The sequence below is a fragment of the Achromobacter aegrifaciens genome (genome assembly GCF_902859735.1).
GTDB lineage: Bacteria > Pseudomonadota > Gammaproteobacteria > Burkholderiales > Burkholderiaceae_B > Achromobacter > Achromobacter aegrifaciens.
Genome location: NZ_CADIJY010000008.1, coordinates 124,412 through 138,826 on the forward strand (window position 1 = coordinate 124,412; position 14,415 = coordinate 138,826).

Consider the following 14,415-nt stretch of genomic DNA (forward strand, 5'->3'; position numbering starts at 1 on the left):
ATATCCTCATGAAGATCAAATCCGTCCGCGCCCGCGTCTACGAGTGGACCGGCAAGACCGTGCCGCCGCAGGGCAATTTCTGCTCCAACGCCATGGACCTGCTGTATTCCAAGCAGGAAACCATGAGCACCTTCCGCTTCCACGGCTGGACCGTGGTCGAGGTGGAGACGGACGACGGCATCGTGGGCCTGGGCAACGTGGCGCTGGCGCCGCGCGTGGCCAAGGCCATCATCGACCAGTACCTGGCCCCGCTGGTGATCGGGCAGGATCCCTGGGATTACGAATACCTGTGGCAGCGCATGTACCGCTCCACCCACGCCTGGGGCCGCAAGGGCGTGACCATGGCCGCGATTTCGGCGGTGGACCTGGCCATCTGGGACATCCTGGGCAAGTCGGTGAACAAGCCCGTCTTCAAGCTGCTGGGCGGCCGAACCAAGGAAAAGATCCCGGTCTACTACTCCAAGCTCTACCGCACCGACCTGAAGGCCATGCAGGAAGAGGCCCAGACCTATCTGGACCAGGGCTTCACGGCCTTCAAGATGCGCTTCGGCTACGGTCCGGCGCACCTGCAGAAGGGCGTGTCGGAGAACCTGAAGTCGGTGGAGGCGGTGCGCGAGGTGATCGGCTACGACACCGACCTGATGCTGGAGTGCTATATGGGCTGGAACCTGGAGTACGCCAAGCGCATCCTGCCCAAGCTGGAAAAGTTCGAGCCGCGCTGGCTGGAAGAGCCCGTCATCGCCGACGACATCGACGGCTATGCGGAACTGAACCAGCTGACCTCGATCCCGATCTCCGGCGGCGAACACGAATTCTCGCTCTATGGCTTCAAACAGTTGCTGGACCGCAAGGCGGTGTCGGTGGTGCAGTACGACACCAACCGCGTGGGCGGCATCACGGCGGCGCACAAGATCAACGCGCTGTGCGAGGCCTACAGCGTGCCGGTGGTGCCGCATGCCGGCCAGATGCACAATTACCACCTGACCATGAGCACGCTGGCCTCGCCCATGAGCGAGTACTTCCCCATGTTCGACGTGGAGGTCGGCAACGAGCTGTTCTATTACATCTTCGACGGCGAGCCGGTGGCCAAGGAAGGTTTCATCGACCTGGACGACGACAAGCCCGGCCTGGGCCTGACGTTGAAGACGGAATACCTCAAAGACTTCAACATCATCGAATGAACATGGCTACCTACCAGAACCCGCGTTATCGCGGCATATTCCCGGTCGTGCCCACCACCTTCACCGAATCCGGCGAGCTGGATCTGCCCAGCCAGAAGCGCGCGGTGGATTTCATGATCGACTCGGGCGTGGACGGCCTTTGCATCCTGGCCAATTTCTCCGAGCAGTTCGTGCTGTCGGACGACGAGCGCGAAATCCTGACGCGGACCATCCTGGAGCACGTCGCCGGCCGCGTGCCGGTGATCGTGACCACCACGCACTTCAGCACCCAGGTCTGCGCCGCGCGCAGCCGGCGCGCGCAGGAGCAGGGCGCCGCCATGCTGATGATCATGCCGCCTTACCACGGCGCGACGATCCGGGTGTCCGAGGAACAGGTGGCGGGATTCTTCCAGCGCGTGTCGGACGCGGTGGATATCCCCATCATGATCCAGGATGCGCCGGTCGCAGGCACGCCGTTGTCGGCGGCGGCGCTGGCGCGGATGGCGCGCGAGATCGAGCACGTCGCCTACTTCAAGATCGAAACCGCGGGCGCGGCCAGCAAGCTGCGCGACCTGATCGCGCTGGGCGGCGAGGCCGTGGAAGGGCCCTGGGACGGCGAGGAAGCCATCACCCTGCTGCCCGACCTGGATGCCGGCGCCACCGGCTCCATGACCGGCGGCGGCTTCGCTGATGGCCTGCGGCCTATCATCGAGGCCCATCGCGCAGGCAGGCGCGACGAGGCTTACCGCCTGTACGAGCGCTGGCTGCCCCTGATCAATTACGAGAACCGGCAGGGCGGCATCCTCACGGCCAAGGCCTTGATGAAGGCCGGCGGCGTGATCGCGTGCGATGCGCCGCGCCACCCTTGGCCGGCCATGCGCGCGGAGGTCCGGCAGGGCCTGCTGGAGACCGCGAGCCGCCTTGATCCGCTGGTCCTGCGCTGGGCACGCTGAGCAGGGATTGATCAGCCTGCCAAACACACTGTTCCGTCACGGCGAACAAGCCTGTCACGCGTGACGGTTAAAATCCCTGGCTATCCATCCAGTCGGGGGCGCGTGTGCAGCCGGTCATTTCAGTTCAGGATCTATCCAAACGGTACGCATCCGGATTCCAGGCGCTCAAGAGCGTTAACCTGGACATCCGGCGCGGCGAGATCTTCGCCCTGCTCGGGCCCAACGGCGCGGGCAAGACCACGCTGATCAGCATCATCTGCGGCATCGTCAATCCCACCGCCGGCCGCGTGCTGGCAGACGGCCACGACATACTCACGGAGTTCCGCGCGGCCCGCGCCAAGATCGGTCTGGTGCCGCAGGAAATTTCCACCGACGCGTTCGAAAGCGTCTGGAACACCGTCAACTTCAGCCGCGGCCTGTTCGGCAAGCCGACCGACCACGCCTACATCGAAAAGGTGCTGCGCGACCTGTCCCTGTGGGACAAGAAGGACAGCCGCATCATGGCGCTGTCGGGCGGCATGAAGCGCCGCGTCATGATCGCCAAGGCGCTGTCGCACGAACCCGCGATCCTGTTCCTGGACGAGCCCACCGCCGGCGTGGACGTCGAGTTGCGGCGCGGCATGTGGGAAATGGTGCGGCGCCTGCGCGAAAGCGGCGTCACCATCATCCTCACCACGCACTACATCGAGGAAGCCCAGGAAATGGCCGACCGCATCGGCGTGATCCGCAAGGGCGAGATCATCCTGGTCGAAGAGAAGCACGCGCTGATGGCCAAGCTGGGCAAGCGCCAGCTGGCGCTGACGCTGAAGGCGCCGCTGCCGGGCATCCCCACGGCGCTGGACGCCTTCCAGCTGGACCTGTCCGACAACGGCCACAAGCTGGTCTACACCTACGACAACCAGGGCGGCGGGGAAATCTCCCGGCTGCTGCATGAGCTCTCGCGCCTGGAGATCGAATTCACCGACCTGAATTCGTCGGAAAGCTCGCTCGAGGATATCTTTGTCAGCCTGGTGCACGGTCAATCATGAACTTCTACGCCATCCGCGCTATCTACCTGTTTGAAATGGCCCGCGCGTGGCGCACGCTGATGCAGAGCGTGCTGTCGCCCGTGATCTCCACCTCGCTGTATTTCGTGGTGTTCGGTTCCGCCATCGGTTCGCACATGGTCGAGATCGACGGCGTGAGCTACGGCGCCTTCATCGTGCCCGGCATGATCATGCTGTCGCTGCTGACGCAAAGCATCGCCAACGCGTCCTTCGGCATCTACATGCCGCGCTTCTCGGGCACCATCTACGAAATCCACTCGGCGCCCATCTCCTACGTGGAGATCGTCATGGGCTATGTGGGCGCTGCCGCCAGCAAGTCCATCATCCTGGGGCTCATCATGCTGGCCACGGCGCGCCTGTTCGTGTCGTTCGAGGTCGCGCATCCGTTCTGGATGCTGGGTTTCCTGGTGCTGACGGCCGTGACCTTCAGCCTGTTCGGCTTCATCATCGGCATCTGGGCGGATGGCTTCGAAAAGCTGCAGATCATCCCGCTGATGATCATCACGCCGCTGACCTTCCTGGGCGGCACCTTCTATTCCATCAAGATGCTGCCGCCGTTCTGGCAGACCGCCACGCTGTTCAATCCGGTGGTGTATCTGGTCAGCGGCTTTCGCTGGGCCTTCTATGGCGTGGCGGACGTCAGCGTCGGCGTCAGCGTGGGCATGACGCTGGTGTTCCTGCTGGCCTGCCTGATCGGCGTGCGCTGGATCTTCAAGACCGGCTACCGGCTGAAGACCTAGCGCAGACGGACAGGGGGACGGTGGCTCAGGCTTGGGCCGCCGGCGCGCGGCGGGCCAGGCCGTCATGGGCATCGAGCAGGCGCTCGCGCCAGGCGTGGACCGGATCGTCCTGGGCCAGCAGTTCCAGCGTGCTGGTGCAGCGCGCCCACATGAACATGCCAAACACCGCGTAGTCGGCATAGGCCGGCTGCGCGCCCGCCAGATAGGGCTGCTTGCCCAGCATCTGCCGCAAGGGCAGCAGCGCCGCGCGCAGCGCGGCGATCTGGTCTTCATAGCCCGCCGGCAGGTCTTCCAGCCGGCCGAAGCGCTTCTCCCGCGTGGCGCGGAAATAGTCCCGGTCCTTTTCATGGATCAGGCCGTGGATGCTGGGCAGCAGCAGCCGCGCCAGCGTCGGCACCAGGGTTGTGTCCGACCATGAATTCACGAACAGGCTCAGCGCACGGCCGATGGCGCCGCCGAACAACGAGGGCCGCTCGGGGAAGGTGTCTTCCAGGTAGCACGCGATCTGCCAGGAATCGCTGACGACATGGTCGCCGTGCACCAGCACCGGCACCAGCTTCTGGCCGGAAAAGTCTATGGCTTCCTTTTCGGTGAAGCGCCAGGGTACGGTCGCCGCGGTCAGGCCCTTGTGGGCCAGGGCCATGTGGGTCTTCCAGCAATGCGGGCTGAAGCGCAGCGAGGCGTCGGCGCCCGCCAGGTCATAGAGAGTGAGATCCGGGGTCAAGATACTGCGCTCCTTCTACGTGTCGGTGAGGGAATCCGGAACAGGATAACCGGTTGCGCGGGACCCATGGCGGCAGGGGCCGGCCCCGCGCCTTCGCCGTCCGGTGGCTCAGCCTGGCGCGAGTTCGGCGCTGGTTGCGCCATGGCTTTGCGTCAGCACGCGTTGGAACAGGCCGGCGGCCTCGTCCCGGCCGAGATCGAGGCCAAAACGTGCGCGCAGGCAATCCGCCCAACTGGCGGCATTGGCATAGCGATGTTTCTGCAGATCGCCGGCGTTGTCGCGGCGGGTGTAGGTGTCGTTCACCATCAGTTCGCGGGCGCCGGGCTGGGTGCGGCTGACCAGCAGGCTGTTCAGGAAGACGGACTGGGGATGCGTCGAGGTGTACCAGTTGCCGATTTCGAAATCCACATCCGCCGCGGGCTCCAGCTTGAAGCGATACACGGTCTGCCAGCCGCTCACGGTCTGAAAGTCCAGGCTCAGTTCGCCTGCGGCCTGGGCGATGCGGAAAGTGCCGTGGGGCGTGGCTTGGGGAACGTCAGGCAGCAATTCCAGGGGGGCGGTCTGCGTGGTGGATCCGAAGGCCACATCGACGAACCAGCTGCGGCCCTCCAGTTCCACGCGCAATAGCATGTGGGTCAGTCCCGTATGGATTTTCGCCGGCACTTGCCAGCGCACCCGTGCGATCAGCGGAGTGACATGAAAGCCCATCTGCCGCAACACCGCGAGCAGCAGCGTGTTGTGCTCGAAGCAGTATCCGCCGCGCCGTTGCGTGAACATCTTGTCGGCGATGGCCTCCAGATCCAGCGCAACGCTGCGGCCAGAATACGGCGCCAGGTTTTCAAACGGGATGGCTTGCGGATGCAGCAGATGGAGCTGCCGCAAGACGTCGAGCGTGGGCTCGGCAGGGCCCTGATAGCCGATGCGGCCAAAATAGCGGGCCAGGAACGCCGGGTCTGGAGTTGCGGTCATTCAAGTTCACCAAGAGTGCGGCCCAGCAATTGGCCGGGCCAGCCATTCACGTCGAAGGTGGAAATCCGTTGGTAGCCGCAGGATTCGTAAAAGCGCGCCAGGGCGCCATTGCCGCCGCCATAGCAGTCCACGCGCAAGCGATCCACGCCCGCGGCGCGCGCTTGGTCATCGGCAAAGGCCAGCAAGCGCCGGCCCAGGCCGCGCGCGCGCTCGTCGCGCGAGGCGACCAGCAGTCGCACGTAGATTTCCGGCTCGGTTGCCGCGGGCACATAAGGCATGGATGCGCCCAACACCAGCGCGCCATGGATGCCGCCGTCCGGGTCCTCGGCGACCCAGGCGCCGGGCAGCGCGCAGGCTTCGGTCACGCCCGCGATGCGCTTGGGCAGGGTGGACCAGGGCTCGCTGCCCCATTGCCCCTCGTTGCCCATGCTTACAAACCAGGCTATCACCTGGTCGAAGATCCGCAGCACCGCGGGCGCATCCTCCACGCGCGCGCGGCGGATCGTCAGCTCGTTCGTTTCTTTTGCCTTCAAGGTCACAATTCCTCCACGTCTGCATTGCTAAGGGTATCCCGACAGGCTTCATCGTAGATGCGACCGCCAGTAGCGTCAGTCAGGCCCACACCAACCTGAGCGCCGCCGCCGACAGATAAAGGCCGCAGCCGAACACCGCATGCGTCGCCAGGCTGCGCAGGCGGTTCCTCCAGGGCGTGGGCGTGCGGGACGCTGCAATCCCCGCGCCCATGGCGGGCTGCATGACGAAAAACGGCATGACGACGGTTGCCACGCCCACGGCCAGCGCGGGCAGCCATGTGGGATCACGCAACCATGCCGCGCCCTGGACGCCGACGAGCAGCGCGGCGAAGGCTACGCCCACGGCGTAGTGGATCGTCCACCCCAGCGCCGATTCGCCCGCGATGGGCTCGGCCCGGCCGATATTGGCGTGGGCGAGCTTGCCCCGGCACAGGTGGCCGGCCCACCGGCCGACCAGCGCGTAGCCCAGCGTGGGCATGCCCAGCGCTTTCTGGAGCATGCCCCACAGGTCCATCACGACCGTCGCGCCGATCCCGATCAAAACCACTTTCGCCGCCAATTCCATCGATTCCATGTCCTGTTCCTTCCGTTGATGACCGCATTGTTTGCAGGCATGATAGAAGTTGAAGTCAACTTCAAGTCAAGGAGGACGCCATGGATATTTCGGAAGTCGCCCGGCGCACGGGCCTGCCGGCCTCCACGCTGCGCTTCTATGAAAACAGGGGCTTGATCGCAGCGGTCAGCGCCGCCGGCGAGCGCCGGCGCTTTGCGCCCGGCGTGCTGGATCAACTGGCGCTGATTGCGCTGGGGCAGGCCGGCGGCCTGTCGCTGGACGAGATCCAGGCCATGCTTGCGCCCGACGGCGCGTTGCGGGTGGACAGGCAGTTGTTGCTGGACAAGGCCGACAGCATAGATGCGACCATCAAGCGCCTGCGGGCGATGAGTCAGGGCCTGCGCCATGCGGCGGTATGTCCTGCCGCCAACCATGCGCAATGCCCGACTTTCCAGCGCTTGCTGAAGGCGGCTTCCGGCAGGGTGAAGCAAAGCAGAACGGCTCCGGCCGCCGCAAGGAAAAAAAACGCCATCCGTTCCTGAGGACGGATGGCGCCAACACTAGCTCTCGGAGAGCCTTACCCTACTTCGCGGCGGGGGCGCCCTTGCCCATGCTCATCAAACGTTGCTTGAGCTGGGGGTCCTGCTGGATGGCCTGGCCGATGCCGTTGAATTCCTCGACGCTCAGGCCGTCGGCCTGCACCAGCTTCACCATCTTGGCGTCGGCTTCCTCGACGACCTTCTGCTTGGCGGCATCTGTCTTGGCGGCGTCGACCTTGGGACGGTATTCGTCGACGACGCCGGAAATCTTCTGCGAAGCCGAAGCGAAACGCTGCAATTGCTGGTCGGTCGGCTGGATCGCGGGTGGGGGCGCCATGCGCGGTTGAGCCTGGGCCTGGCCTTGCGCCTGGCTGGCTTGCTGCGCAAAGGCGGGAGCACCGGACAGCGCCGTCGCCAGCACGGCGGCGGACAGGAATGCATAAGTGGAACGCTGCATGAAACCTCCTTGTTCCGGTTGAATGTCGGGCCATGATGACGACCGGGGCGGTGCGGGGGCAAGTTTCGCGATGTGTTTTCCTGTTTCGGCAGGCCACGGGATCGGCGCGCGCCCCGGGAGGGAGTCCCCCGGGGCGCGGCGGAAACGTTTTGCGCGGTTTCGTAGTCGCTGCTGGCCGCGATGTTTCCTTAAATTTATGCGGGACGGGTCTACACGATCAGCATGCTCAGCATTACCAGCGCCAGCAGCAGCACGTAGACGCGGGCGTGCAGGCGGTCGGGGATGCGCGGGATCAGCGGCGCGGCCAACCAGATGCCGACCAGCGAGCCCAGCGCCAGCGCGGCGAAGGCCAGCAGGTCCACATAGCCCACGATCCAGGGCGCCAGCGGTTCGGCCAGGCCGCCGGCCGCAGCCATGTAGGCCAGCGTTCCCACCACCGCCACCGGCAGCGTCAGCGGGTTGGCCATTGCCGCCGCCTTGGCCATGGGCAGGCCGCGACGGCGCAGCAACGGCACCGTCATGACGCTGCCGCCCACGCCCAGGAAGGCCGCCACCGCACCGATGATCACGCCGCCGCCGACCAGGACGCCACGGTCCAGGGGCTGGGGAGACGCGTCCTGCTGCGCCATGAAACCCTGGCGCAGCAGGCAATCCAGGATGGTCACGCCCAGGTAGGCGATGAAGGCGTAGCGCACGAAGTCGCCGCTGGCGCGCGTGGCGGCGAGCGCGCCCAGCGCCGCGCCTGCGGCGATGAAGCCGGCCAGGGGCCAGACATAGGCCCGCAGGATGTTGCCGGCGCGCTGGTGCTTGCGCGTGGCCGCCACCGAATTCACGATCATGACGCAGGTGGAAGTGGCCACCGCGATGTGCATGGCCGCCAGGCCGATGGCGTCGTGCGCGCCGTGCGCGGCCGTCAACACCGCATACAGCACAGGCACCACGACAAAGCCGCCGCCAAAGCCGAACAGCACGGTCGTCACGCCGCTCAAGCAGCCGAACAGGGCCAGAACCAGATAAAGCATTGCTGCGTCCTTCCAGGGGAAAACGCCACGATACGGCGGCCGGCCTTGGCCCGCTTTCGAGGATGAGACAATAATGTTCGAGTTTCGGCCAATCGACCCGCCGTGAAGGCGCTTGAACGGGCCATGATTCCCAGGCTACGCGCCCCAGGCTATGCGCCCCAGGCTATGCGCAATACCCACATCGACCGCTACGACCATCTGAACCGCGCCGTCGTCGCCATCGGCAACGACTATCCGCCTGGCCGGCTGCTGCCGGCCCACGCGCACCGCCGCGCGCAACTGCTGTATGGCGCCACCGGCGTCATGCACGTGGTCACGCGCGACGGCAACTGGGTGGTGCCGCCGCAGCGCGCGGTATGGATCCCGGCGGGCGTGACGCACCAGGTCCGCATGCTGGACGTCAGCACGCGCAGCGCCTACATCGAGCCGGGAGCGGCGCGCGCGGACCGCGAGGCCTGCGAAGTGATCGAGGTGTCGCCGCTGCTGCGGCAGCTGCTGCTGGACGCGGTCGACATGCCACCCGCCTACGATCTGGCGGGGCGTGACGGCGCGCTTGCAGCGCTGCTGCTGCACGAGGTCGAGCGCGCGCCGGTGCTGCCGCTGCATATCCCGCTGCCGCGCGACAGGCGCCTGGCGCCCTTGTGCAAGGCCTTCATCGCCGCGCCTGACGCGCGCGCGGCGCCGCAGGCCTGGGCCGAGCGCCTGCACATGAGTCCGCGCACCTTCAGCCGCCATTTCCGACAGCAGACGGGCATGGCGTTTTCGGAATGGCGGCAGCGCGCCTGCGTGGTGCTGGCCCTGGCCCGCCTGGCCTCGGGCGAGTCGGTGACCGCCATTGCGCTGGATTTCGGCTACCAGAGCCCGGCGTCGTTTTCGACGATGTTCCGGCGGGTGCTGGGCCGTCCGCCCACGGAGTATCTGCGCGAGGGCTGAGGGCAGTTGGTACTATGCCGGCTCCCGTGGCGGCCCCTTCGGGCCGCCGGGCCACGCCATTCCATGACCATTACACATACGCCGCTATCCATCGGCATCGCCGGCGCGGGCAGCGCCGGACTGGCCGCCGCGCTGGCGCTGGCGCAAGCTGGCCATCAGGTGCGCGTCTTTGAAAAGCACCAGGGGTTCACCACCCTGGGCGCGGGGCTGCTGCTGCAGCCGCCCGGCGTGCGCGCGCTCAAATCGCTGGGCGTCGACGTCGCGGCGCTGAACGTAGGCGCGCCGATCGATCGCCTGCTGGGCCTGTCGCATCGCGGCTGGCGGGTCGTGGACATCGATTACGTGGGCGACGGCGCGCGGGCCGTGACGCGGGCGGCGCTGGGCGGGGTGCTGTTCGAGGCCGCGCGGCGCGCGGGCGCCGAGTTCTCGTTCGGCTGTCCGGTCGAGACGCTTGCGACCCGCGAGGGCAGGGCGCACGTGACGCATGGCGCGGGCGCAGCCCGGGCCGAGTCCAGTTTCGATGTGTTCGTAGTGGCCGACGGCGCCGCGTCCGCGCTGCGCGAGCAGGTCGGATTGGCGGCAAGTTCGCGCGCCTACGCCTGGGGCGCGTTGTGGGGCCAGTTCTGGACGCCCGGATGGAGCGGCGTGACGCAGTTGTTGCAGCGCTTTCGCGGCACCCGCGAAATGATGGGCTTGCTGCCCACCGAGATCGGCCCGCAGGGCGTGCGGCTGTCGCTGTTCTGGAGCATCCGGCACGACGCCTTGCCGGCCTGGCGCGCCGCGCCCATCGGCGCCTGGAAGGACCGCATGCTGTCCCTGTGGCCGGAGGCCGCGCCCGTGGTCGATCAGATTTCGCGGCACGACGACCTGGCGGTGGCCACCTACCGGCACACCTGGCCGCGCGGATTGGCGGCGGGCCCGTATTGCGCCGTGGGCGATGCGGGCCACGCGATGAGTCCTCAGCTGGGATTGGGAACGACGCTGGCGGTGCTGGATGCGATGGCGCTGGCGCGGGCCCTGGGGCAGCATGGCGCCGCCGCGGGACCCGCGCGCTACGCCCGCAGCCGCTTATTGCCTTCGCGCCTGTACCAGAGCCTCAGCCGGGCGCTGACACCGTGCTTCCAGGCTTCAGGGCCGGGGTTGTGGCGCGACCTGCTGTTCGGCGGCGGGCTGCTCGTGCCGGGGATGAAGTCATTGATGAAGCGCGGCCTGCTCGCCATGCCGCAGCCGGGGGAATCGGGCCGCGGCTGAGCGGCCGCGCGGCGGCCCTCAGGCCGCGTACCAGAGCACGGCGAAGAAGTGGCACACGGTGCCGGCGAGCACGAACAGATGCCAGATGAAATGGCTGTAGCGCCAACGGTTGTCGAGCACGAAGAAGGCCACGCCGCCGGTGTAGGCCAGTCCCCCCGCCACCAGCCACCACAGGCCGCCCGTGGGCACGCGCTCGATCAGCGGATTGACTGCGATGATCACCAGCCAGCCCATCGCCAGATACAGGCCCGTGGAGATGGCCGGGCGGTTGAGCCGTTTGCTGGCTTTCAGCCCGACTCCCAGCAGGGCCATGCCCCAGACCAGGCCGAACAGGGTCCAGCCCCAGGGGCCGCGCAAAGCGCCCAGGGCGAAGGGCGTGTAGGTGCCCGCGATCAGCAGATAGATGGCGGAATGGTCCAGCACGTTGAAAAGCTGCTTGGCGCGGCTTCTGGGCAGCGCGTGATAGATGGTGGACGCCAGGTACAGCAGGCACATCGTCGCGGCGAAGACCGCGGCGCCCGCGATGAAGGCGGCATCGCCCTGGCGCACGGCGGCCAGGATCAGGATGGGGGCAGAGGCCACGGCGCCGGCGGCGCCGACGCCGTGGCTGATGGCGTTGGCGATTTCCTCGCCCAGGGTCTGGGGTCTGTCGTTGGGAAACATGAATGCGTCTAGGTTGGTTTAGCCTACACCTTAGGCGCTTTGGGGCGGTGGCTCAAGGCGGCGTGCCGGTTGGTCGCGGTCGAGGCGGTATCCGTTTGATCTACTGCAAATCGACCTGCGCGTCGGCGTCCCGAAAGCGCTGCCTGGAAGTTACTCTGTGATACATTCAGCGCGCAAGCAAACGCAGGTTTACTGGCCGAGGCCCAGCAATGGCGCGCAGTTTCACCAACTTGTTTTTCAAGGCCGCGAAGAAAATCGGCAAGCTGCAGCGCGCCGCCATGCGCATGGCCACGCCCAAGGCCGCCAAGAAGCGCAGCGCGCCCAAGCGCCGGGCCGCCAAGCCCGCTGCGGCCTCCGCTTCCCGCAGCGCCGCCGCGCCTTCGCTGGGGACGGGCCGCTGGGAAGCCTCCCGGCAATTCTCCGACGCCCAGGGCCGCCGTCTCACCTTTGCGCGCTACACGCCCGCCGCGGCGCCGCGCGCCGGCATGCCGCTGGTGGTGATGCTGCACGGCTGCAGGCAGACGGCGCTGTCGTTCGCCCGCGGTTCGCGCATGAATCAATGGGCCGACGCGGGCGGCTTCATGGTGCTGTATCCGCAGCAATCCATGACCCGTCAGGTGCAGCGTTGCTGGCGCTGGTTCCAGCCCGACGACGCGCACGGCGGGGCGGAAGCCGACCTGATTGCCGCCCTGATCCGCGCGGAGTGCGCCAGGCATGCGCTGGACCCCGAACGCGTCTACATCGCGGGGCTTTCGGCCGGGGCCGGCATGGCCGCGCTGGTGGCATTGCGGCATCCGCGCCTGATTGCCGCCGTGGCCATGCATTCCGGGCCGGTCGCGGGGGACGCCCACAGCGCCACCGGGGGCATAGGCACCATGCGGCGCGGCGCGCTCAAGCCGTTATTGCCCTTGCTGGAAAAGGTCGCGGACCCGGCGGTGTTCCGCCTGGGCATGCCCGCCATGATTCTGCAGGGGCAGCTGGATCCTACGGTGGCGCCGCGCAACGCGCGGCAGTTGTTCGAACAGTTTCGCGCCGTGAACGATCTGCCGCCCGAAAGCGTACCGGTCGAGCGCGTGCTGGGGTTGGGCACGGATAAGTCCTACCGCCGCGTCGACATGCTGCGCGGCAGCCGCACGCTGCTGCGGCTATGCGAAATCACGCTCGTGGAGCACGCCTGGAGCGGCGGCGACGCCTCGGTGCGCTATCACGCGCGCAGCGGGCCGGATGCCTCGGCGCTGATCTGGCGCTTCTTCCAGACGCACCGTCGCGTGGCGCGCGGGCAGGCGGAATAGGCCTGGGGCAGCCCGCGCAGCGGGTGGCGGTTCCGTAACCGCCTCGGCAGTAAGATCAGCGTGTTCCCGGCGTATTCCGCGCCAACCGCCTCGTCCCTGTAGGGAGCTCCGACATGTCACTATCCATGTATCAGGCCAGCGTGCCTGCCTTCGTCCGCGGCCTGAAGGTGCTGGCCGCGCTACTGCAAAAGGCCGCCGACCACGCGGCCGCCGCCGGCATGGATCCGGCCGAACTGATCAATGCCCGGCTGGCGCCGGACATGTATCCGTTGAGCGGCCAGATCCAGCGCGCCAGCGACGCGTCCAAGTTCGCGGTGCAGCGCCTGTCGCGGGTGGAAGCGCCCAAGTTTCCGGATGAGGAAACCACGTTCGAGCAATTGCAGCAGCGCATCGCCGCCACGCTCGCGTATCTGCAGGACGTGCCGGCGGACCGGCTGGATGGCGCCGAAGGCCGCAAGGTTTCGCTGGCGTTCGGCGACGTCAAGCAGGAATTCCGCGGCGACGACTACCTGCTGACGTTCGCGCTGCCGAACTTCTACTTCCATGTCACGACGGCCTACGCCATCCTGCGCCACGCGGGCGTGAAGATCGGCAAGCTGGATTTCCTGGGGCCGTATCCGCAGCCGGCCGCCTAACTCTGTTTCTTGGACGCGTCGCCGCAGCCTTCCATCGGCCCCATCTTCGCCATGTTCTCCTGGACTTCTTGCGGCGTCAGGTCGAACTTGTGCGTGGCGATGGACCAGCGGTGTCCGCAAGGGTCCACCACCTGGCCGTAGCGGTCGCCCCAGAACATGTCCGCCACGGGCATGGTCACCTGGGCGCCGGCCGCCACCGCCTGTTTCATCGCCGCGTCCACGTCGGCCACGTACAGGTGCAGGGTGACGGGCGTGCCTTTAAGCGCCTTCGGGCCCAGGCTGCCCCATTCGGGGAAGTCGTCCATCAGCATCATGACGGAATCGCCGATGCGTATGGCGGCATGCATGATCTTGCCGTTGGGGCCGGGCAGCCGGGCCAGCTCCTCGGCGTTGAAGGCTTTCTTGTAGAAGTCGATGGCCTGCGCCGCGCCTTCGCACACGATGTGCGGGGTGAGCGTATGCATGCCTTCGGGTATGGGTTTGCTTGCAGGGTTAGCCATGAGGTATCTCCAGATTGTTGCGTTTGAACGGGCGGGAAAGATCCTGCCGCCTCAGTTGCCTACCAGTGTGGCGAAGCCGCCCCAGCACATGCGCTTGAAATCGAACACGCCTTCGCAGCAGTTCTCGGCCAGGCGCGGGTCCGACATGACCTTGGCGTTGATCCGGTCGCGCTCCGCCTTGTTGGCGTAGGTGATCCAGGCGAACACTACCGTCTCGTCCTCGCGCGCGCCGGCAGCGGCGCTGAATGCGGCGAAACCTTCCTTGTCGATCTCTTCGGCCACGCATTCCCGGTAGTCGAGGGCGCCGTGCTCCAGCCACACTGTCTGCGCCTGCTGCGCCATCTTCCGGTAGGTTTCGAGGTTGGCCTTGGGCACGGGCAGCAGGAAGCCGTCTACATACTTTTCCATCAGTAACTCCTTGATCCACGTTGTTCTGTTCCGCGCC

General features: G+C 66.8%; 18 protein-coding genes. 9 read left to right on the plus strand and 9 right to left on the minus strand.

The annotated features are described in order from the left end of the window. Positions 1-8: 8 nt before the first annotated feature. The 4 genes from HV766_RS21440 to HV766_RS21455 all read left to right on the plus strand — a co-directional run bounded on the left by HV766_RS21440 (position 9) and on the right by HV766_RS21455 (position 3,899). Positions 9-1,181, plus strand: coding sequence for an L-rhamnonate dehydratase (locus HV766_RS21440; RefSeq protein WP_118932506.1), 1,173 nt, complete (start codon positions 9-11; stop codon positions 1,179-1,181). Between the two features lie 2 nt (positions 1,182-1,183). Continuing rightward, positions 1,184-2,113: a dihydrodipicolinate synthase family protein gene (locus HV766_RS21445; protein ID WP_054453666.1), complete on the plus strand. Its 930-nt coding sequence runs from the start codon at positions 1,184-1,186 to the stop codon at positions 2,111-2,113. 104 nt (positions 2,114-2,217) lie between these two features. Then, complete coding sequence (locus HV766_RS21450) at positions 2,218-3,141, plus strand: ABC transporter ATP-binding protein (RefSeq protein ID WP_054452839.1); 924 nt, start codon at positions 2,218-2,220, stop codon at positions 3,139-3,141. Beyond that, entirely contained in the window at positions 3,138-3,899 is a 762-nt protein-coding gene (locus HV766_RS21455; RefSeq protein ID WP_042794334.1) for an ABC transporter permease, read from the plus strand. The genes HV766_RS21450 and HV766_RS21455 overlap by 4 nt, the downstream gene beginning before the upstream one ends. 25 nt (positions 3,900-3,924) lie before the next feature. Here HV766_RS21455 and HV766_RS21460 read toward each other — a convergent pair whose 3' ends face one another. The 4 genes from HV766_RS21460 to HV766_RS21475 form a co-directional block, all read right to left on the minus strand. Then, positions 3,925-4,623 carry a glutathione S-transferase family protein gene (locus HV766_RS21460; protein ID WP_175181800.1) on the minus strand — a complete coding sequence of 233 codons (699 nt, stop codon included), beginning with the start codon at positions 4,621-4,623 and terminating at the stop codon, positions 3,925-3,927. Between the two features lie 108 nt (positions 4,624-4,731). Beyond that, the gene (locus HV766_RS21465; protein ID WP_125470567.1) at positions 4,732-5,592 is read right to left on the minus strand and encodes an arylamine N-acetyltransferase family protein; all 861 of its coding nucleotides are present in this window, start codon (positions 5,590-5,592) and stop codon (positions 4,732-4,734) included. After that, entirely contained in the window at positions 5,589-6,125 is a 537-nt protein-coding gene (locus HV766_RS21470; RefSeq protein WP_217472165.1) for a GNAT family N-acetyltransferase, read from the minus strand. The genes HV766_RS21465 and HV766_RS21470 overlap by 4 nt, the downstream gene beginning before the upstream one ends. Before the next feature lie 79 nt (positions 6,126-6,204). After that, on the minus strand, positions 6,205-6,699 hold the full coding sequence (locus HV766_RS21475) for a DUF2938 domain-containing protein (RefSeq protein WP_175181802.1): 495 nt from the start codon (positions 6,697-6,699) through the stop codon (positions 6,205-6,207). A gap of 80 nt (positions 6,700-6,779) precedes the next feature. On the opposite strand from HV766_RS21475, the gene HV766_RS21480 reads away from it, so the two are divergent. After that, positions 6,780-7,220 (plus strand): helix-turn-helix domain-containing protein, encoded by a 441-nt coding sequence (locus HV766_RS21480; RefSeq protein WP_125470565.1) that lies wholly within the window; start codon positions 6,780-6,782, stop codon positions 7,218-7,220. A 40-nt stretch (positions 7,221-7,260) separates the two neighbouring features. Here HV766_RS21480 and HV766_RS21485 read toward each other — a convergent pair whose 3' ends face one another. Next, positions 7,261-7,674, minus strand: a complete 414-nt coding sequence (locus HV766_RS21485) for a DUF4168 domain-containing protein (protein ID WP_054452827.1) — start codon at positions 7,672-7,674, stop codon at positions 7,261-7,263. A 209-nt stretch (positions 7,675-7,883) separates the two neighbouring features. Then, positions 7,884-8,696, minus strand: coding sequence for a sulfite exporter TauE/SafE family protein (locus HV766_RS21490; protein ID WP_175181803.1), 813 nt, complete (start codon positions 8,694-8,696; stop codon positions 7,884-7,886). Positions 8,697-8,861: 165 nt separating this feature from the next. Here HV766_RS21490 and HV766_RS21495 point away from each other — a divergent pair, with 165 nt between their 5' ends. Together HV766_RS21495 and HV766_RS21500 are read left to right on the plus strand one after the other, a co-directional pair. Then, positions 8,862-9,629, plus strand: coding sequence for an AraC family transcriptional regulator (locus HV766_RS21495; protein WP_119449973.1), 768 nt, complete (start codon positions 8,862-8,864; stop codon positions 9,627-9,629). Positions 9,630-9,692: 63 nt separating this feature from the next. Continuing rightward, entirely contained in the window at positions 9,693-10,880 is a 1,188-nt protein-coding gene (locus HV766_RS21500; RefSeq protein WP_175181804.1) for an FAD-dependent oxidoreductase, read from the plus strand. An 18-nt stretch (positions 10,881-10,898) separates the two neighbouring features. Here the strand turns inward: HV766_RS21500 and trhA are convergent, their stop codons facing one another. Continuing rightward, the gene (gene trhA / locus HV766_RS21505) at positions 10,899-11,543 is read right to left on the minus strand and encodes a PAQR family membrane homeostasis protein TrhA (protein WP_119449971.1); all 645 of its coding nucleotides are present in this window, start codon (positions 11,541-11,543) and stop codon (positions 10,899-10,901) included. 209 nt (positions 11,544-11,752) lie between these two features. Between trhA and HV766_RS21510 the strand changes: the two genes are divergently transcribed. Together HV766_RS21510 and HV766_RS21515 are read left to right on the plus strand one after the other, a co-directional pair. Next, positions 11,753-12,835: an extracellular catalytic domain type 1 short-chain-length polyhydroxyalkanoate depolymerase gene (locus HV766_RS21510; protein ID WP_054452817.1), complete on the plus strand. Its 1,083-nt coding sequence runs from the start codon at positions 11,753-11,755 to the stop codon at positions 12,833-12,835. A 113-nt stretch (positions 12,836-12,948) separates the two neighbouring features. Further along, entirely contained in the window at positions 12,949-13,470 is a 522-nt protein-coding gene (locus tag HV766_RS21515) for a DUF1993 domain-containing protein (RefSeq protein ID WP_175181805.1), read from the plus strand. Here HV766_RS21515 and HV766_RS21520 read toward each other — a convergent pair. Next, entirely contained in the window at positions 13,467-13,970 is a 504-nt protein-coding gene (locus HV766_RS21520; RefSeq protein WP_054452813.1) for a VOC family protein, read from the minus strand. The genes HV766_RS21515 and HV766_RS21520 overlap by 4 nt on opposite strands. Positions 13,971-14,021: 51 nt before the next feature. Continuing rightward, positions 14,022-14,378 carry a DUF1428 domain-containing protein gene (locus HV766_RS21525; RefSeq protein ID WP_054452811.1) on the minus strand — a complete coding sequence of 119 codons (357 nt, stop codon included), beginning with the start codon at positions 14,376-14,378 and terminating at the stop codon, positions 14,022-14,024. Positions 14,379-14,415 lie beyond the last annotated feature (37 nt).